Source organism: Melioribacter sp. Ez-97 (assembly GCF_051488665.1).
Lineage (GTDB): Bacteria > Bacteroidota > Ignavibacteria > Ignavibacteriales > Melioribacteraceae > Melioribacter.
In genome coordinates, this window is record NZ_JBPSEG010000003.1 from 54,015 (window position 1) to 72,856 (window position 18,842).

At 42.7% G+C, this 18,842-nt stretch carries 16 protein-coding genes; 1 reads left to right on the top strand and 15 read right to left on the bottom strand.

Going from position 1 to position 18,842, the window contains the following annotated elements; translation table 11 throughout:
- Positions 1-88: 88 nt before the first annotated feature.
- From ACSSWA_RS04895 to ACSSWA_RS04915, 5 genes are all read right to left on the bottom strand, one after another.
- On the bottom strand, positions 89-1,999 hold the full coding sequence (locus ACSSWA_RS04895) for an AMP-dependent synthetase/ligase (protein ID WP_437355441.1): 1,911 nt from the start codon (positions 1,997-1,999) through the stop codon (positions 89-91).
- Positions 2,000-2,116: 117 nt separating this feature from the next.
- On the bottom strand, positions 2,117-4,525 hold the full coding sequence (locus tag ACSSWA_RS04900) for a cytochrome c-type biogenesis CcmF C-terminal domain-containing protein (protein ID WP_437355442.1): 2,409 nt from the start codon (positions 4,523-4,525) through the stop codon (positions 2,117-2,119).
- Positions 4,526-4,552: 27 nt separating this feature from the next.
- On the bottom strand, positions 4,553-4,942 hold the full coding sequence (locus ACSSWA_RS04905; protein WP_437355443.1) for a cytochrome c maturation protein CcmE domain-containing protein: 390 nt from the start codon (positions 4,940-4,942) through the stop codon (positions 4,553-4,555).
- Entirely contained in the window at positions 4,935-5,093 is a 159-nt protein-coding gene (locus ACSSWA_RS04910; protein WP_437355444.1) for a CcmD family protein, read from the bottom strand. The genes ACSSWA_RS04905 and ACSSWA_RS04910 overlap by 8 nt, the downstream gene beginning before the upstream one ends.
- 1 nt (position 5,094) lies before the next feature.
- Positions 5,095-5,799: a cytochrome c biogenesis protein gene (locus ACSSWA_RS04915; RefSeq protein ID WP_437355445.1), complete on the bottom strand. Its 705-nt coding sequence runs from the start codon at positions 5,797-5,799 to the stop codon at positions 5,095-5,097.
- A gap of 250 nt (positions 5,800-6,049) precedes the next feature.
- Here ACSSWA_RS04915 and ACSSWA_RS04920 point away from each other — a divergent pair, with 250 nt between their 5' ends.
- Entirely contained in the window at positions 6,050-7,147 is a 1,098-nt protein-coding gene (locus ACSSWA_RS04920; RefSeq protein WP_437355446.1) for a PP2C family protein-serine/threonine phosphatase, read from the top strand.
- On the opposite strand, the gene ACSSWA_RS04925 is transcribed toward ACSSWA_RS04920, so the two are convergent.
- The 10 genes from ACSSWA_RS04925 to ACSSWA_RS04970 all read right to left on the bottom strand — a co-directional run bounded on the left by ACSSWA_RS04925 (position 7,128) and on the right by ACSSWA_RS04970 (position 18,837).
- Positions 7,128-8,648 carry a tetratricopeptide repeat protein gene (locus ACSSWA_RS04925; RefSeq protein ID WP_437355447.1) on the bottom strand — a complete coding sequence of 507 codons (1,521 nt, stop codon included), beginning with the start codon at positions 8,646-8,648 and terminating at the stop codon, positions 7,128-7,130. The genes ACSSWA_RS04920 and ACSSWA_RS04925 overlap by 20 nt on opposite strands.
- Before the next feature lie 3 nt (positions 8,649-8,651).
- Positions 8,652-9,068, bottom strand: a complete 417-nt coding sequence (locus tag ACSSWA_RS04930; protein ID WP_437355448.1) for an ATP-binding protein — start codon at positions 9,066-9,068, stop codon at positions 8,652-8,654.
- 153 nt (positions 9,069-9,221) lie between these two features.
- The gene (locus ACSSWA_RS04935) at positions 9,222-9,428 is read right to left on the bottom strand and encodes a YgaP family membrane protein (RefSeq protein ID WP_437355449.1); all 207 of its coding nucleotides are present in this window, start codon (positions 9,426-9,428) and stop codon (positions 9,222-9,224) included.
- Between the two features lie 51 nt (positions 9,429-9,479).
- Complete coding sequence (locus tag ACSSWA_RS04940) at positions 9,480-10,769, bottom strand: T9SS type A sorting domain-containing protein (protein ID WP_437355450.1); 1,290 nt, start codon at positions 10,767-10,769, stop codon at positions 9,480-9,482.
- 93 nt (positions 10,770-10,862) lie between these two features.
- Positions 10,863-12,011, bottom strand: coding sequence for a SpoIIE family protein phosphatase (locus ACSSWA_RS04945; protein WP_437355451.1), 1,149 nt, complete (start codon positions 12,009-12,011; stop codon positions 10,863-10,865).
- The gene (locus ACSSWA_RS04950; protein WP_437355452.1) at positions 11,987-13,741 is read right to left on the bottom strand and encodes a [Fe-Fe] hydrogenase large subunit C-terminal domain-containing protein; all 1,755 of its coding nucleotides are present in this window, start codon (positions 13,739-13,741) and stop codon (positions 11,987-11,989) included. The genes ACSSWA_RS04945 and ACSSWA_RS04950 overlap by 25 nt, the downstream gene beginning before the upstream one ends.
- Positions 13,742-13,761: 20 nt before the next feature.
- On the bottom strand, positions 13,762-15,780 hold the full coding sequence (locus ACSSWA_RS04955) for an NADH-dependent [FeFe] hydrogenase, group A6 (protein ID WP_437355453.1): 2,019 nt from the start codon (positions 15,778-15,780) through the stop codon (positions 13,762-13,764).
- A gap of 1 nt (position 15,781) precedes the next feature.
- Positions 15,782-17,686, bottom strand: coding sequence for an NADH-ubiquinone oxidoreductase-F iron-sulfur binding region domain-containing protein (locus ACSSWA_RS04960; RefSeq protein WP_437355454.1), 1,905 nt, complete (start codon positions 17,684-17,686; stop codon positions 15,782-15,784).
- Positions 17,667-18,179, bottom strand: coding sequence for an NADH-quinone oxidoreductase subunit NuoE (gene nuoE, locus ACSSWA_RS04965; protein ID WP_437355455.1), 513 nt, complete (start codon positions 18,177-18,179; stop codon positions 17,667-17,669). Before nuoE ends, ACSSWA_RS04960 begins: the two co-directional genes overlap by 20 nt.
- Positions 18,180-18,189: 10 nt before the next feature.
- Positions 18,190-18,837 (bottom strand): redox-sensing transcriptional repressor Rex, encoded by a 648-nt coding sequence (locus ACSSWA_RS04970; RefSeq protein ID WP_437355456.1) that lies wholly within the window; start codon positions 18,835-18,837, stop codon positions 18,190-18,192.
- Between the last annotated feature and the right edge of the window lie 5 nt (positions 18,838-18,842).

An 18,842-nucleotide genomic window follows, 5' to 3' on the forward strand; every position in this document is an offset into this window, starting at 1 on the left:
TTATTATCGTAAAAAAGGGAATAAAATTTACAGCTCAATAGTAAAAATTTTTATTTGTATAAATTGTATTTATAATTTTTTAAAGGGATTACTGAAACATTCTTTCCACAATTTTTTTGTTTTGATGGTTGTAAATATTTTTTCCTTCGGGAGTATAGAGATAGTCAATCCTTTGTTTGTAGAATTCGGTAATCTTACCGCGCACCATTTTAAGCGTGCTGTTCAGGAAATGATTTTGTTCCGTAAAAGCTTCTCCCAGAATTGCAAAAGCGGCGGGCAGCCATCTTTCCGGGAATTCGCCCGCGAATTGACCACCTTGTTTGAATTTCGATATCTCCTCGTCGATCAATTTAATGACCGCATTTTGTCCGTCCTCGGATTTATTGGATAAACTATTTTCGTCAAGGAAGCGTTTGATCTGTTCTTTATTCGGAACAATCAGCGCAATTGTATAGGGCGATTGATTGTTGTAAAGCATAACCTGTTCGATAAATTTGGAATTCTCGGTAAGGGCTTCTTCAATTCCCTCGGGCGAATATTTTTCCCCGTCGCTTGCAATCAAAAGGGATTTGAATCTGCCCAAGACGTAGAGAAATCCGTCTTCGTCGAGATATCCGAGGTCGCCTGTATAAAGCCACCCGTCTTTGATTGTTTCGGAAGTCGCTTTTTCGTTTTTCCAATAACCGACCATCACGTTTTCCCCGCGGACTACAATTTCGCCCTTTTGCCCGACGGGCAATTCGTTCCCGTCTGCATCGCAAATCTTAACTTCAAGATTTTCCACTATTCTGCCCGACGAGCCGAGTTTATGTTTAGCCGGCACGTTGGCCGAAATAATCGGCGCGGCTTCGGTTAAACCGTAGCCCTGAAACATCGGAATTCCGATCGCATAGAAAAAACGCTGTAGTTCGATATCGAGCAGCGCTCCGCCTCCGATAAAAAATTCGAGCCTGCCGCCGAAATTCTCGCGTATTTTGGAAAAAAGAATTTTATCGTAAAGTTTGTACAACGGTTTTAATAATTTCCGTTTTCCTTTTCCCCTGTTCCAACCTTCTGCATTGTAATTATATGCGAGTTTAAGAGCGGCGTTGAAAAGTTTTTCTGTCTTCGCTCCTTTCTCGCGTATTCCTTTTTCAATATTTTTTCTGAAGTTTTTTGCCAAAGCCGGCACGCTCAACAGAAACGTCGGTTTTATCTCTTTGATATTCTTGGGAATATTTTTGAGAGTTTCCAGAGGAGTGCGTCCCGTCTCAACCGCAGCCATCGAAGCTCCGTTATACATCAAAGTATAAATTCCCGCCGTGTGGGCAAAGGCGTGATCCCACGGTAAAATCAACAATGTTGTATACCATTCGGGAATCGGAAGAAGACTCGACGCCTGTTCCACGTTTGCCGTATAATTTCTGTGCGATAAAATAATTCCCTTCGGGTCTGCGGTAGTGCCGGAAGTATAACAAATATTTGCATAGTCGTTTTCCTTGACGGATTGCATTCTTTCAATCAATACGTTTCCTTTGGCTTTTAGAAATTCTTCCCCCGCCTTTAAAAGTTCTTCGACGTACACTTCATCTTCCTGCATGTCGTCAATTTTATCGAGCACAATGGTCTTTTCCAATTCCGGCAAATCGTTTTTAATGCCTCTTATTTTATGGAGCTGCGAAGCGGAAACTACGGCAATTCTCGAACCCGAATGGTCGAGTCTGAATTTCAAATCGTTAAGTTCGTCGATTTTTACCGAAATCGGAACGTTCACGGCTCCGGCATACAAAATCCCCAATTCGCTTATTACCCAGTAATTTCTTCCTTCCGATATTAAAGCCAGTCTGTCGCCTTTGTTAATTCCAAGCGAAATCAAGCCCGCCGCAAAATTATAAACGTATTTTTTAGCTTCTTCGTAAGTAAGCGCTTCGTATTTTCCGTTTTTGCTTTCTTTAAGAAAAACATTTGCGCCGAATTTCGAGACGCTCGTTTCGAACATATTAATTATGGTTCTTTCCATAGTCAAACCGGTATTTATTATTAAAGATTTACGCTAAGATAAGAAGAAAAAGGATTCCGGAAAATTTAAAATAAAAAAGCCCGGACTCAGCCGGGCTTTTAAAGAATTCCGATTACCTTATGCGAGCGATTCTTTGGAGCGTCTGAAAACCGAAATTAGAAATCCGATAACCATTACAATCACTCCGAGCCATACAAGACTGATAAACGGTTTTATACTTACATCAACCGTTAAAACTTCTTTCGGAGTTTGAACGGGAATATTTTCCGATGAAATCGGCTGCAGAACGATTGTAATTTCGCCGCCTGTTGCGTTCATGTTTGCCAGAGCGATCTTAAGTCCGGCTTCTTTCAGTTCCGCCGGGTGGAATTCCTGTTGACCTCCGGCGCTTTCCATATACGGCTCCAGATTGTATGTCTTGCCGTCGTATGTCACTTTAAGATTTGCGCCGATTTTGAATTTGCCGCCGCTCATCATAGCTGACATGTCTTCGGGCAGAACGAAATTCGTAAACTCTATTTTCATTCCCTGATATTCAACAACGTCGTTCTTTTTCATATTAACAGTTTGTCCGGCGTCGGACGGATTTTCTTCGTCGTAGCTTACCGGGGCTACATAAAAGTCTTTCGTAAAGCCTACAATAATATCCGGCTCGCGCATCAAACTGTTATTAAATTCGGCTATATACATAACAGGAGACGCCACATTAATATCGTCCCCGTCTTTGATTTCGACATTGAACGCATATTTCTTGCCTCCTTCGATCGGCTGGTAACCTGCGAAACTCAACTGATAATTCCACAGTTCGACTTTTTCCCCTTTTACGAGGTCTACCTGTTCGCTTTTAGTATATCCCGCAGTAGCGGCTACTCCAACCATAAACAGAGCTATTCCGATATGAGCTACATAAGCTCCGGCGTGGCTCTTTTTGCCTTTCAGAATTTTCAGGACAATTTCCCCGTTAACGACGAGCGCAAAGATCGAAGAGAACGTAAGGATAACCAGCATGAAATTTTCGACGCCGCCGAGGACGAATATTATCGCCGTCAATAACAGCGAGACAATCATCGGCGTTTTTATTCCATTTAATAATTCTTTTCTGTCGGTTGTTTTCCATTTCAAAACAATACTCAGTCCGTTCAGAAATCCGATAATAATTGCAATCGGAAGATTGAGCTCGTTATAGAATTTCAGTTCGACCGTCTGACCGAATATCGGCGCGCTCGTACCGACCAACACTATAATAGCCGAGGCAATTAAAGCAACCGAACCCGTGAATAACGCAAGCTCGCGCGACAGGATATTTTCTTCATATGTGAAATTTTCCACAAGATAATTCCATCTGAAAAAAACGAGTCCGAGTCCGAGGAACGTGAAAAACAGCAAGAATCCGAGCAGCAGGAGATAAACCGTCATACCTGGATCGACGAACGAGTGAACGGAAGCGTCGCCGAGTATTCCGCTTCGCGTTAAGAACGTGGAATAAAGAACAAGCACATAGACGAAAATACTCAGAATTAAATTCGTTTTAACAAATCTGCCGGCATTGAGTTTATCTTCTCCCGATTTATTCTGAGTTTTCTTCTGGACTAACATCGTATGAATTGCCGCAACAGCGATCAGCCACGGAACGAGAGAGGAATTTTCAACAGGGTCCCATCCCCAATAGCCGCCCCATCCGAGCACGCCGTAAGCCCAATAGCCGCCCAACATAATTGCCAGCCCGAGCACCATGGTTCCCGTAAGCAGCCAGGGCAGCGATTGTTTTACCCATTCGTTGTATTCGTTTTTAATCAACGCTGCCATCGCGAATGAATAAGGGACCGCCGTCATCGAAAAACCGATAAACAACATCGGCGGATGGATCTGCATCCAGAAATTTTGCAAAAGCGGATTCAAGCCTTTGCCTTCGATAATAAATTTATCGAGCGGAACATTGTTCGCTTTCAGGACAGCTAACAAATCCGGACCTACCTGCACAAATTGTTTGCCGGACTGCGGATCGCTGAACAGAAAATTCTGCAGCGCGGGCAAAGTCAAATAAGCGCTGTTAATATGTTTCAAATCGATGAAATCCGGCTGGCTCCAAATATAAATAAAGGGCGATTTCAACAGGGGATTAACCATCACCAGCAGAAAAACGATGCAAAGTCCGTAAATCATCATCACCCTCTGTTCCAGGTCGCCTCTTTTGGAAGTATAATCGAGCAATATTAAACCTATAACGGACGAAAAAAGCGTCCAGAGCATAAAGCTCCCTTCCTGTCCTGCATAAAAAGTAGACATAAGCAATCCCAGAGGCATTCCGCTGCCGCTGTAATTATAGACGTAACGATACTGATATTGATGGGTCAGTATCGCCTGTAATAACAGGGCGCTTGCCGCAAGAATCATTATTGCGCTTATATGGAAACTGATCCGCGCGGGTCCTAATGTGTTTTTATATCCCCTATAATTAAGAAAGTACATAATTACGGAAAAGACTGCCGACAGTAATGCCAGCGTCAGAGCTATATTGCCTATCATATTAATGATCCTTTACAATTTTTTAAATTATGCCCCGGCTTGTTGCACCGGTTGTTCCTGATATTTGGAGGGGCATTTTGTTAATATATCGGTAGCATAAAAAACGCCGTCGGAATATTTTCCGGTAACCACAACGCTTGTGGACGATTCGAAGTTATTCGGCATTGCGCCTTTATACAGCACCTTCATTTCGTTGCCGTTTTCGTCCCGGATATAAAAACTGAATATTTTATTCTGTTTGTCCGTCTGATAACCTTTTTCTTTAACCCAGCTTCCCGTGGCTTTGACTGTTTTTCCCGACTCCATTACTCTGGTAAAACTGCTTTCATATTGAACGTTGGTTTGTGTAAAAAGATAAATCATCAAGCCGAGGAACACAACTATAATGGTTCCGCCGAATATATATTTGTTATTCATTGTATTTCTCCTTCAGTTCATTTTCCAAAACTTTCAGTTTTTTATCGGTATTGTTCAAAAATAAAAAGATGCCGAACCATACGACGAGCACAATAAACATTACAATATAAATCGAGTTCTTTTCGAAGAAACTTAATAATCCGTTTTCCACGTTAACCTCTTCCTATTTTATTGTTTTCCGATAGTATTAAAATCTTGTAACGCAGCTTCCACATCCACGCGTACAATATCGTAAAAGCCGTAAGCGAGAGATAAAAAACAAGCTGCATATTTGCGTTCATCTTAAAATCGACGACGGGACCCGACGTGTCGTCGTTTGCCGAACCCGGATGGAGCCCGACCATTATTCTGGGCATAATAAAGATAAAAAACGGCACGGTCAGGAAGGCAATTATCGAGTAGACCGCTGAAAGACGCGCGCGTTTTTCCTCGTTTTCGATTGCCGACCGGAGCGCCAGAAGCGACCCGTATATTAAGAGCAGTATAAATATGCTCGTCTCGCGGGGATCCCAGTGCCAGAACGCGCCCCATGTAAATTTTGCCCAGATCGAACCTGTTACCGTCGCAAGAATCGTGAATAACATTCCCAATTGAAGTGCGGCGTTTGATTTTGCGTCGTCGTCCAGATTCTTGTTTTTCAGGTAGCGAATTCCGTATATCATCGCCATAAGAAACGCTATTACCGACAACCAGGCAGTCGGAACGTGGAAGAAGATAATCTTTGCCTTCTCTTCCAGCCCGGGAATATTCGGGAATTCGTACCAATGAGACGGCTGCGGCACTATCGGGAAAGTTACTCCGGCAACGACCACAAACGTCATTAATACAAATAATATTATTTTCCAGTAGGTTTTCATAACACGAATACTTTCAATTTTAATACCAAAAAAAATATATCCGGATATAATATAGTTTTTTGCGTTTTATTAGCCTAAAATATAAAAGTGCTCTTTGAATTCCAAAGGAATTAGGAAGGAACGAACTCTCTTGAATTCCGATTATTAATAATAATACGCCAGCGAATATTAATTTTAAGAAACAGGAAAAATATTTTTGTTACATTTAAGCGACAGATACGTCTAACAAATCAAAAATACGGGGAATAAATTGCAGCGACAAAATCCGATAAAGCGAATTTTCGATTTGTATACAAGCGACCTGAGCTATCAGGAAATCGAGAAACTGATAAAACGCGAAGCGAACGAAGTTTACGAATTCTTCAAAAGCGATATTCCGAAACCGGATAAGTCGAAGAATAAATTCGTAAGGGGCTTGATATTCATAAGAAGTCTTTTCAATGCTTTCATAATGAAACTAACGCCGGCGCGGAGAATCTTTTACCTTATATCGATATTCTTTTTCGGAATAGGATACCTCGAATATAATACGCTTTATATCTGGAGCGGATTTATCATATTAAATTTACTTCTGGCATTCGAACTTGCGGATAAGCTGCTGGCAAAAAACGAACTCGACATCGCTAAAAAAATTCAGTTCGATCTTATACCAAAACACAAACCGGAGATCGGAGTATACGAAGCGGCGTCGCATTACGAACCGGCGCGCGAAGTGGGAGGCGACTATTTCGATATTATCGAAGCTCACGGCAAAACTTATATTGTAATCGGAGATATTTCCGGGAAAGGGATGGCGGCGGCTCTCTATATGACTCGCGTTCAGGCTATAATATATTTCCTGCTCGACAATTATTCGGACGTGAAAGAAATTCTCGTCAAATTAAAAAAATATTTTTCTCAGAAATTACGGAAGGAATTTTTTCTTACAATCACAATCGCTTCGATCGAGAAAGACGGAACTATTAATCTGGTAAGAGCCGGTCACCCGCCGCCGTTTCATTACGACACAAGCAATAATGAATTCAAAGAGATTAATACATGCGGAATTGGAATCGGGTTTAACGATTACGGCGTTTTTGAAAAAACTCTCGAGCTCTATACGTTCAAGCCGAACGAAGGAGACGCGATTGTTTTTTATACCGACGGATTGACCGAAACGATGAACAAATATAAAATTATGCTCGGCGAAAAACGCGTCAAAAAAGCAATCGAAGCAAACGCAAATAAAAGCGCCGAAGAAATTAAAAAATCGCTTGTAAGACTAATTAACAATTATCGCGGGGAAGCCGCTCAAAACGACGACGTTACTTTTGTTGTCCTGAAAAGGCTCAGTTCTCTGAATAAATAACAAAAGTTTCGTCCTGAGGTCTCAATTCGTCGTACATTCTTTTGAGAGAGTTATAAGCGGTTTCGTTGCCCCTCCGCGCAGCCATACGGTATAATTTTACCGCCATCGCTTTGTCTTGCTTTACCGAAATTCCTTTTTCGTAACAATATGCGAGATATGTCTGAGCCAGAACGGAACCTTCATCCGAATATTTTCTTAGAATTTCGAAGGGATTATTGTCGTACGATGTAATCGCCGAATCGACGAGACTTGTAAAAGCTATTCTAATATCAGCTTCGGCGCTGCCCAATTTCCGGGCTCTGGTCCAAAAAGCCAGCGCTTTATCGATATCTTTTTGCACTACGGTGCCCGTGCCGTATAACAGTCCGAGCTCTATTAAAGCCGGTATATAGTTTTTTTCCGCCGCTTTATTGAGATAATCAACCGCTTCTTTGAGAGTAATAATATTAGTCATTTCGAGAGCTCTTATGCCCGCCATAAAATAATACGCCCTGCTGTCGCCTGATTTGATTTTATTTTTTAACGATTCGAGTAAATTGTCCGATTGTATCAGCCGGAACAAACGCTCGCCTGCTTTGAATGAACCGAACCGGTATGCGTTAAGATAATTAACTCCCGCCTGAATCAAATCTTTCTCGTGCCACAGCCCCCGCTCGTAACTTGCCGCAATCAGCAGGAGAGCTTCGGGACTGCCGTTTTCCGCAGCGTATTTTATCAATCCGTACGCGGATGTATCCTTCAACGATTCCGCGGGAACATTAATGCCCAGATAATCCCTGAGTTCGTATTTATTCTTTTTTAACAAACCGGAAATCCGTTCTTCGTCGGTAATATTCGTGTCGCTTTCCAATGAAATATAATCAACATCCCAGTCGGTATTAATAACGGGCGCGGGTTCCGCGGGTTTGGTTTGTTCGCTCGTAATCGAACTGTCGGATGAGGGCGCAAGTCCTTTGCTTTTGAATTCTTCTTCTAATTCCTTTGCGGGTTCGTATCCGGCATTAGCGGCTTTTTTCACGTAATCGTAAGCTTTGGCATAGTCTCTCGAGACGACCAAATTATCGGTATACATAATTCCGAGCGCAAATTGCGCTTCGGGCATGCCGAGTTCCGCCGCCGATTTGAAATTGTAAAACGATTCGAAAGGATTCCAGGGCACTCCGATGCCGTTATAAAGCAGAATCCCGTAGTTATATTTTGCGGCTGCAAGATTTTGATCGGCGGCTTTCCTTATCCAGTAAATCGCTTTGACCGTATCGGGTTCGAAACCTTTGCCTATCAAATATCTTATACCGAGCTCGTGTTGAGCAAAGGGGTCGCCTCTGTTGGCTTCGTTAACAAGAATATACCCGGCTAAAAGCGAATACGACGGATACTTCGCTTTGAAATAAGAAACTTTTCTGGAGCCGGAATTTTTAAATGCCTCGCTTTTTAAAGTGTCTTTTTGCGCGGACAATAAAATCGAAAAAAGAAGGGTAATAAGAAATGTATATTTAATCATAATCTAAGAGACGGATTTCTTCAAAATAAAATAATTCCTGCCGTTGATCGAGAAGTAATTGACTTCGTCCATTAATTGTTTGATTATATAGAGACCCATTCCGCTTTCAGGCAGATTGTCGATATCATCCGGGTCAAATTCCAGTTCCGGAATGTCGAGATTAGGTCGGGGTATTCCTTCGTCAATAATTTCAAGCGTCAGGTAATCGCCCTCTTTGCGGAATTTAATCGTAATCTCTCTGCCGGGTTCCTCTTTATAGCCATGTTTAATAACGTTATTTGCCGCTTCGGTTAAACAAATATTAAAAGCGTTTTTTATATGCTCTTCAACATTATTTTGTTCCAGTACGGCAAGCAGTTTTTCGGCAGCGTCGAGAACGCATTCATAACGGCTGTCGATATTTAAACAGAATTCGTCCATTCCTTTCCATATTAAACCCTGTTCAAATATATGAAAAGCCCGTAAAAATAGAAATGAAATAAATTGAGCGTTACTTAAGATAAAAATAAAATTGCTTCGCGAATGCACGGCGTCTAATGCCATGCATCCGGAAGCAATCAATTGAAAAATCGCTTATTCCTGTTTTGCTTCGGCTTCTTTTGTTTTACATGTCGAAATGCCGAAAGGCAGATATAACGGGCACCAGCCAATCAATGCCGTCCCGAGAGGAATCAAGCCGATCAAACCCCACCAGCTTTCGTAAATGATGCCGAGGATCAGAATTACTAATCCCAGAATGATTCTGAAAGTTTTGTCGCCGCCTCCTACGTTCTTTTTCATACTGCCTCCTTTTTGTTGATATGATTTAGATGCATCCGGCTTAAAGACGATTCATTTTAGAATCGCGCATTTCGCCGCAACCAAATAACCGTCTGCAGAAAGAACTATAAAATAGACGCCCGAACTGTAGTTCGCGCTGTTCAAATAAACCGTATGATATCCGGGATAAACTTCCATTTCGGACAGAATTTCAACAAGCTCTCCGTTTACGGAATAGATTGCCAGTTTGACAAATTTTATCTCGTTTTCATTTCCCGGTATAAAATATTTTATACGCGCCGCTGAATTAAACGGATTCGGATAAACATTTATTTTCTCTTTACCTCCGCCGTTAAATTCTACTTCATTCGATTCGTAATATTTAAAAGAACCGTCAAAATCGATTTGTTTGAGGCGGTACCGGAATCTGATGCCGTTTTCGGGACTGTCCTCAAAATAATAAAATTTCGGCGAAAAAGAATTACCGTGTCCGTACACAAATCCGATTTTCCGCCAGCCGCCATTACTGCCGATGTCTAATCTTTCGACTTCGAAGCCGTAGTTATTTATCTCGGTAACAGTTTGCCAGCTCAGAATTACCTTCTCTTCAAGATACGCCGCCCTGAAAAAAGCCATTTCCACCGGCAGCGGCGCCTGATTCCACGATGTCGATACTCTAATCCCGTCGATATACGCTTTGTTGGTTGTTGTTTCCTGTCGTAAGGCGATTGCAGATATATTAGAAGGTTCTGTTGTGGAAGTAGAATCCATTTTTATATCGGGTTCCGGCTCGGTGACTGGTATTTCATCTTCGAATATGAACAGGCTCGCCCGGTCGTTACCGCTGCCGCTATTTAAAATATACTTTATCACTACAAGGTAAGTTTTATTATAAGAAAAAACCGTATCGATAAATAGAGGCTCGTCGGAAGTTTTGCTGAGTCCGAATTTAAAACTAGTACCCTCTACTTCCTCCTTCAAATAAAGTTTTCCTGCATAACGATTAAGAGTACTACTAGCAAATTCAATTATTTCTTTTCCACCTTGAGAAGTAGTAGCACCTTCAACTTTTATCAACAGAGAAAGATAAAACGTACCCGACTCGTATTCATAGCCCAAACTTCTGTAATAGTCGATTCCATCAGCATCAATTTTAACAGATTTACCCGAAACCGACGGATATCCGGGAAAAGTTAAGTTATAATCTTCAATCAGTATTCCGCCATCACCCGTGTGATATGTTGTCCAGTTATGCCACGACAACGAATCTCCAACCGGATAGTCGAAATTTTCTTCGAGAATCAGTTGGGAATAGTTCAACGAAACGCACACGAAAAAGAGGAAGGCTAAATACTTTTTCATGTCGTACCCTCTAATTAAAAAACATACCGAGGAAAGGAACTTAAAGAAGATAAAAAGTTAATTTGAAAAAGTCACTTAAAAAAAAGAAATAATCTAATATTCTTCAACGCAGACGATTTTGTCTTCCGAACGGAATTTTTCTATCAGCAGAGGGATGATTTTATCGCGATCGAGAATCCCTTTTTGTTTAAACACAATATCGCCTTCGGCGGGATTTTTGGCTCTGCCCCAGTATAAATTGATTTTATCGGCAACGTTCAAGTAAGCGTACAATTGCGTCACCGGGTTGTTTATATTCAATTTATCGAGGTCTTCGCCCCAGATATTATAAAGCTGATTGAGAGTAACGGCTCCTTCGGTTACCAACCCGATGCCGTCCAGATAATATCCCGGAGGAGTTATGTCGTTTTCGTCGTCGTCGTCGAGATAAAGTTCTTTGCCGAGAACGCGCGCGGCTATTTTGGCTGTTGTAGCTCCGCAAATAATTTTAAGTCCTTTTTTGTTTACGAATCTTTGAACGACTTGATCATCGGAAGATTTATCTGCCGGGGCGCCCGTTAACATGTTTACAATTTTAGACCGGCGGCATTTAATCAAAGCCGCGGTTAAATCGTCCTTCGGTTCGTAATTCCAGAGTCTCTTCGATTCTTTCAATATTTCTGCGGGCAGCTTTTCAATTTTCACTCCGTTGTCCAGAAGTTCATTAACGTACCTGGCAATTTTTTCAATCTGCCAGCCTTCGGGATTTTCCCTGCCGATTCCCGACATTGTAATTCCGTCGCTTAAAATCAGCAAGCCCTCGTCTTTATTTAACGAAAAACTGATTTCATTTACAATCGCGTCGTAAAAAGAATGCGCAACGCCGTTTAATACGACAGCCTTTCCGCCTGAAATCAATATAACAGGAGGCATGTCGTATAAAAGAGCGACTCCCAATCCGTCGTTCAAAATTCTTACAGCAGATAAAAACGCAACCGGATTATTTTCCTTTTTTGCTTTTTCGATTATATGAATTAAACTCGAGAAAGCTTTTCTGAGAGAATAACCGGAACGGATAAGCTCCATAAATTGAGAAAGATATAATTGCGCAGACAAATGAGCTTTTAATCCCGAACCGAGTCCGTCTGCCAGTACAAAAACCGAACCGATATTGCTGCGCGTCTTTTCTGTGACGTCTCCGCATAATCGGTTATTCCCTTTTGGCGACGATTCAACTATTATTTCGCAGAATAATTCTCCCATATCCAATCGTTTCCTTTTCCGGGACTGTGAATTTTCTCCTCTTGCGATAATTGCATCAATTGTTCTACAAGTTCCTCGCCTTTTGCGGCGCTTTCCCCTAAAAATTTGGTAAGATTTTGCGCCATTATCATCTGGTGTTCCAGGAGTTCGCGCGCCTGTTCTACTACTTTGCGCCGCATCGCATTGAGTTTTTCTTCATTTAAAATTGCGCCGGTGATATCGACAAATATACCGACGTACTGTTCTTCTTCGGGCAGTTTATAAAGTATCTGATGACAAATCAGATTGTAATTTTTATGTTCTTCGGTTAATTCGACTATTTCATTGTTTCCGTCTTTAAGGCGGACGAACGGCTCGGGGTCCATTAAACGAGATATCTTCTTGCCCAGTAAGGCATTGCCGCACACGAAAAACTTTTTGAACGCTTCGTTCATGTGGAGTATACTCAACTCTTTGTCGAGTATTACGATACCGTTTGGAGACGTTTCGATGATTTTGTCCGTTCTTTGTTCTGCCAGCCGTCTCATATAAGGAATGCACGATTCGAGTTCTATTTTCTCGTTCAAAACAGCTTCCGCATTATCTCGGCATGTATTATAACCGCAGGCTCCGCAGTTCAATTCGTCTTCTTCCGTCATTATCCCCTTTTGATTCAGAATTTTCGTTATCTCATTAATGTCGCGCTTTTTATCAATTCCGCTTTGAGTTCGCCTAAAAGCTCTGGTAATATCGACTTTCTTAAGCCCCGGATTTTCAGAGGCGGTTGAGCCCGATTTATTTTTGAACGAATCGATTACTTTTCTCTTCCTTTCAAACAATCCGGCGCTTCCGTACACGCCCGGTCCGTTAATACATCCCATTCTGCACATTAGCGGTTCGATGAAATTTTTCTTATTCGAAATTTCACTCAAAGAATCTTTTATTTCTTCCCACCCGCAGACGTAATGAATTTCTTCGTTTAGATTGTCGGAGTTTGCCAGCGCGGTTTTAATCATTCCGCCGGTTAGAGGATAGAGCCTCGAATAGCCTAAGGATTGTCGGTCGAACCCGCTTTCCTCAAAATTTTTAAAATCGATCGATTTTTCTTTCATCCAATCGTATAGTTCTTCAAACGTAATTACTGCGTCGACGAGAGCTTCGGATTCGGGTCGCTCGGCTTCTTCTTTTTTAGCCACACAGGGACCTATAAAAACAACTTTCCAGTCTGCGCCGAGTTCGCTTTTAATTTCGGAGGCATGAGCCGCCATCGGCGAAAGAAACGGTGCCAGATAATCCGTCAATTCCGGCTGATGTTTTTCAACATAATTCACCAGAGAGGGGCATGCCGAAGAAAGAAGAGATTTGTGGTTGACTTTGTAATACTCGAACGATTCCAAAGCCACATTTTCAGCGGCTACTGAAGTTTCGGCTATAAATTTGAATCCGAGTTTTCTCAGTACGGAAGGGAGCCTGCTGCATTCCCATTCTTCAAAAAATGCCGGATAAGACGGCGCTACCGAAACTGCGGTATTAAATTCGGAAACTAGACGTTTAACTTTTTCGATATCGTTTCTGTATTGTTTTGCATTTTGCGGACATTCTTTCAAACAATTTCCGCACAATATGCACAAAGATTCGTCGACGGACGCCTGTCCGTTAATAACGCTGATGGCTTTGACGGGACAATTGCGAAGACATCTGTAGCAGTCCCTGCATCTGGCTTCAATCGTATAAATAATTCTTCCCGACATAATTTAACGGAGCTTTCTTTTCAATAATTTATTTCCTGAGTAAGACTGAGTTTTTCCTTGATTAATTTGATTATATCTCCCGAATCGGTTGCGCTCAATTGTTCGCCAGCAATTTTCACATTTGGACCTTCGCTGCATTTTTCCATGCAGAAGGTTGCATTGAGAGCCACCGCATTCGACAAACCTTTTTTCTCGATATAATTCAGTACATCCGAAATTATTTTTTGAGAGCCTTTAACGTAACAGTTAGTTCCGACGCAAACTTCAATAGTAAGTTTCTTTGAATCGTTTTCAGCAAATTTCGTCAAATTCTCCGGCGCAATGCGTCGTCTGTTGTAATATTTGGTATGCAGTAATTTGTGAGCCTTTCGACCATTGGGTTCGCTCAATAAAGTCGAGTATAATTCCGAGACGTACGGATTATCCTGCGATTTATGAACCTGCAAGGTTTTATCGGATTCGTAAAGGGCGGAAGCGCGTTTGCATTTATTGTCTGATTCCGTAGTATAAGGCTGACCAGCTCCGGCAATACATCCGCCCGGGCAAGCCATCACTTCAACGATATCGTATTCGGCTTCTTTATTCTTAATTTTCTTTATCAGTTCCGAAGCGTTTTTCAATCCGCTCACTATAGCCATTTTAATTTTAACTCCGTTCATCTCCAAATCGGCAGTTCTCAAAGCGGAGTCGCCTCTTAATTGTTTGAATTCAAAATCGAACAGTTTTTGACCCGTAAGTTTTTCGTATGCATAACGCGCGACAGCTTCGGAAACGCCGCCGCTGCTGCCGAATATCACACCCGCTCCGGTCTTGAAACCCATCGGCATATCGAGCGGTTCGGGCGTCAGATTTTCAAATTTAATTCCGGCTTCTTTAATCATCGCCGCAAGTTCCACGGTCGTCAATACATAATCGACTTCTTTAATACCGCCGTGATTGAATTCCGGTCGTTTCGCTTCGGCTTTCTTTGCAGTGCACGGCATAATCGAAACCACAACGAGATTTTCTTTCTTTACGTTTAACGATCCGGGTAAGATTTCCTTGGCGACCGAACCGAACATTTGCTGAGGCGATTTACACGTCGAGAGATTGTTCATCAATTCGGGATGATAATACTCGACAAACTTCACCCAGCCGGGACAGCAGGAAGTAAAGAGCGGGAGTTTATAATCGTCCTGTTTGCGTTTAATAAATTCGTTGGCTTCTTCGATTACAGTCAAATCGGCGGCAAAGGAAGTGTCGAATACTCTGTCGAAGCCGATCATTTTAAGCGCGTTTACAATCTGTCCTGTCATAAGCGTTCCCGGCTTAAACCCGAACAATTCCCCTATTGCCACTCTTACAGCGGGAGCTATTTGAGCGACAACAACCTTTTCGGGATTTTCAATTTCTTCCCAAACTTTATCGGTTTCATAATTCGGAGTAATCGAGGCGGTCGGACAGACGCGCGCGCATTGACCGCAATCGACGCAATCGACTTTTGCAAGCTCTTTTCCGAATGCGGGCATAACCGCAGATTTTTCTCCGCGTTTGACGAAATCGATAACTCCTATGCCCTGAATTTCGCTGCAAGCTCTTACGCAGTCTCCGCACAAGATGCATTTATTCGGGTCTCTTACCAGCGCGTCGGACGATCTGTCGAGATCGAAACGAATGTCTCTTTCCTTGAAACGGATTTCATCGACGCCGAGGTTGTTCGATAATTTCTGCAATTTACAAGTCTCGCTTTTTACGCAGGAGGTGCAATTCCTGTCGTGATTCGCAAGAATCAACTCGAGCGCAATTTTTCTGATTTTACGCACCTCTCCGGTATGAGTTTTTACTTTCATTCCCGGCTGAGGTTTGGTGGTGCACGAAGTGACGATTCCGCGCCCTTCGATATCCACAACGCACATTCTGCATGCGCCGTAAATGCTCAATTCGGAATGGTAACAAAAAGTCGGAATTTCGATGTTTGTTTTTCTGATTACTTCGAGCAAATTGCGCTCGTCAGAAAATTCAACTTTTTCGCCGTTTATGTACAAAAAATTATTTCCCATATTAACCTCCGATAGCGACAGCGTTGAGACGGCAGGCGTCGAAGCATGCCATACATTTTATACATAACTCTTCGTTTATTGCGTGCGGCTCTTTCTTGGAACCGGTAATTGCGCCTACGGGACATTTTTTCAAACAGAGTCCGCAGCCTTTGCACAATTCAGGAATAATTACAGGAGTAAGCAAAGCTTTACACTGTTTTGCGGGGCATCTTTTCTGTTCCACGTGAGCGTAATATTCATCCTTAAAATAATGCAAAGTCGACAATACTGGATTAGGAGCCGTTTTTCCGAGTCCGCATAACGAGCCTTTGTTTACGGCTCCGGCAAGTTCTTCGAGTAAAGAAATAGTATCATAAGATGCTCGTCCTTCGATAATATCGTCGAGCAGAGCCAACATTTGTTTGGTTCCTTCGCGGCACAGCACGCATTTACCGCACGATTCATTTTGAGTAAACTGCATAAAGAAACGAGCCATCTGAACCATGCAAGTCGATTTATTCATTACCACCAATCCGCCCGAACCGACCATTGCGCCTGCTTTCCCGAGCGAATCGAAATCGAGGGGTAAATCGAGATGTTCCTCCACCAGACATCCGCCCGAAGGACCTCCTATCTGTACAGCCTTAAAAGCCTCCGGGTCAATTTCTCCGTTATCGTTCAAAACTCCGCCTCCGATGTCGAAAATTATTTCCCGCAGAGTTGTTCCGAAAGGCACTTCGATCAGTCCTGTATTAACGACGTTTCCCGTCAAAGCGAATGTTTTTGTGCCCGGTGAATTTTCGGTTCCGATCGAAGAAAAAAATTCCGGTCCGTTCAGTATAATTATCGGCACGCTGCTCAGCGTTTCGACGTTATTAATAAGCGTCGGTTTGCCGAAGAGACCGGCTTCTGCCGGAAACGGCGGTTTGGGATTTGGCATTCCTCTGTTGCCTTCGATAGAAGCCATCAAAGCTGTTTCTTCGCCGCATACAAAAGCGCCCGCTCCTTCCATAATTTCGATATCGAAATCGAATCCGCTGTCGAAGATATTGAGTCCCAAAAGCCCGAGTTCTCTTGCCTGTCGAACCGCAATCCGGAGGCGTTTGACTGCAAGCGGATATTCCATTCTCACATAAACATATCCTTTAAATGCGCCGATAGCCTTTGCGGCTATCATCATTCCTTCAATAACAGAATGCGGATTTCCTTCCATAATGCTCCTGTCCATAAACGCGCCGGGGTCGCCTTCGTCTCCGTTGCAGATAACATATTTAATGTCCGATACGGATTTTCTGGTAAGTTCCCATTTTTTACCCGTGGGGAATCCGCCGCCGCCTCTTCCGCGCAATCCGGACTTTAAGATTTCGTCGCAAATTTCAGCGCCGGTCATTTCCAGAAGAGCCCTGCGAGCCGCTTTATAGCCCCCGGAAGCAATGTACTCATAAATGTCTTCCGGATTAATTTTACCGCAATTGCCGAGCACAAATCTTTTCTGGCGTTTGTAAAAATTGATTTCGTTCGTTCCTTTACATTTTTTTCCGGAAGACAAATCCGTATAAAGCAGCTCATCAATAATTTCATTTCCGATCAGCGTCCGCTCGACAATTTTATTGACGTCTTCTTTGTTAACTTTAACATACATAATACCGTCGGGTTCGATCGTAACAAGAGGTCCCATCTGGCAGAATCCCTGGCATCCGCTGCTGGTTACGAGAACGGCATCCGGATTTTCTTTCTTTAGTTCGATTTTAATAATGTGCGATATACCGCTCGATTCCAGTTGCTTTTGAAATTCATTGTAAACGTCGAGAGAGCCGTTAGCGACGCATCCGGTGCCGGCGCAAATCGTAACGCGTCTTTTAATTAATTTTCCCGATTCTTGATAATCGAGCGCCAGCTCTTCAAGGTTAGCAAACCGCTTCCGCATAGTTCTCCTCCTTCCTGATATTTTCAATTAACTTTTCTGTTTTTTCAGGAGTCATCAAGGAATGAACTTCCTCGTTAACCACTACAACCGGAGCCAGTCCGCATGCGCCCAAGCAAGAAACGGTTTCGAGCGTAAAGAGCATGTCTTCGGTAGTTTTTTTGGACCCAGACAGTCCCAATTTCTTTTCGATTGTTTGAATGATCGATTCCGATTTTTTAACGTGGCAAGCCGTTCCGTCGCACACTTTGATAACGTATTTACCTTTAGGTTCAAGCGTAAAATGCGAGTAGAAAGTCGCCACGCCGTAGACTTTTGCAGGCGATATTCCAAGAGAAGTGGCTATAAAATAGAGTATTTCTTCGGGCAAATATCTGTATTCGTTTTGAACAGCCTGCAAAATCGGGATTAGCCTGTAAGGGTCGTATTGATTTTCCTCGAGTATCTTACAGACTTTATTGAATTTTTCCGCGTTTGTGTTGGTCAATTCGAACATGGTTTGCTCCTCATATAATGGACGCTTTCGAGAGTTTGTGAGTCAATACTGCCAAAGATTGCGACAGTTGCGCATTTTCTACGATTATATTTCCCGGGGTCTTAAGATGCACGGGCGCAAAATTCCAGATGCCTATAATTCCGCCCTCGATCATCATATCGGCGATATTCTGTGCCGCTTCGGCAGGAGCCGTAATAATTCCCAGATGAATATGCATTCTCTTCGCCATTTCCGTCACTTTTTTTACCGGGAGAATTTTGATCCCATTGATTGATTTGCCGATTTTTTTCGGGTCGTTGTCGAATGCGGCAACTATTTCCAGACCGTATTCCTTAAAGCCTTTGTAGCCCAACAATGCGCTGCCGAGGCTTCCGGCGCCTACGAGAAAAGCTTCGTTCTTGTTGTTCCAGTTCAAAGCGTTCAACAGCGACTGCAGCAACTCCGTCACTTCGAATCCGAGCTTGGGCTTTCCGACAATTCCGGTAATACTCAAATCTTTGCGCACCTGTATCGGATCGAGATCGAGAACCGAAGCAATGTAACTGCTCGAAACGTATTCTTCGCCTTTGACCTGTAAATTTCGGAGAATGTCAATATATCTCGGCAGCCTTTTGAGAGTCGGCTCGGGAATAGTGATTGTTTCTTTAACGGGTACCATAAAAC

Excerpts from the sequence above, each read along its gene's own strand:
- ACSSWA_RS04895 (WP_437355441.1), bottom strand. The coding sequence starts at position 1,999 with ATGGAAAGAACCATAATTAATATGTTCGAAACGAGCGTCTCGAAATTC.
- ACSSWA_RS04900 (WP_437355442.1), bottom strand. The coding sequence starts at position 4,525 with ATGATAGGCAATATAGCTCTGACGCTGGCATTACTGTCGGCAGTCTTT.
- ACSSWA_RS04905 (WP_437355443.1), bottom strand. The coding sequence starts at position 4,942 with ATGAATAACAAATATATATTCGGCGGAACCATTATAGTTGTGTTCCTC.
- ACSSWA_RS04915 (WP_437355445.1), bottom strand. The coding sequence starts at position 5,799 with ATGAAAACCTACTGGAAAATAATATTATTTGTATTAATGACGTTTGTG.
- ACSSWA_RS04925 (WP_437355447.1), bottom strand. The coding sequence starts at position 8,648 with ATGATTAAATATACATTTCTTATTACCCTTCTTTTTTCGATTTTATTG.
- ACSSWA_RS04930 (WP_437355448.1), bottom strand. The coding sequence starts at position 9,068 with ATGGACGAATTCTGTTTAAATATCGACAGCCGTTATGAATGCGTTCTC.
- ACSSWA_RS04935 (WP_437355449.1), bottom strand. The coding sequence starts at position 9,428 with ATGAAAAAGAACGTAGGAGGCGGCGACAAAACTTTCAGAATCATTCTG.
- ACSSWA_RS04940 (WP_437355450.1), bottom strand. The coding sequence starts at position 10,769 with ATGAAAAAGTATTTAGCCTTCCTCTTTTTCGTGTGCGTTTCGTTGAAC.
- ACSSWA_RS04945 (WP_437355451.1), bottom strand. The coding sequence starts at position 12,011 with ATGGGAGAATTATTCTGCGAAATAATAGTTGAATCGTCGCCAAAAGGG.
- ACSSWA_RS04950 (WP_437355452.1), bottom strand. The coding sequence starts at position 13,741 with ATGTCGGGAAGAATTATTTATACGATTGAAGCCAGATGCAGGGACTGC.
- ACSSWA_RS04955 (WP_437355453.1), bottom strand. The coding sequence starts at position 15,780 with ATGGGAAATAATTTTTTGTACATAAACGGCGAAAAAGTTGAATTTTCT.
- ACSSWA_RS04960 (WP_437355454.1), bottom strand. The coding sequence starts at position 17,686 with ATGCGGAAGCGGTTTGCTAACCTTGAAGAGCTGGCGCTCGATTATCAA.
- nuoE (WP_437355455.1), bottom strand. The coding sequence starts at position 18,179 with ATGTTCGAATTGACCAACACAAACGCGGAAAAATTCAATAAAGTCTGT.
- ACSSWA_RS04970 (WP_437355456.1), bottom strand. The coding sequence starts at position 18,837 with ATGGTACCCGTTAAAGAAACAATCACTATTCCCGAGCCGACTCTCAAA.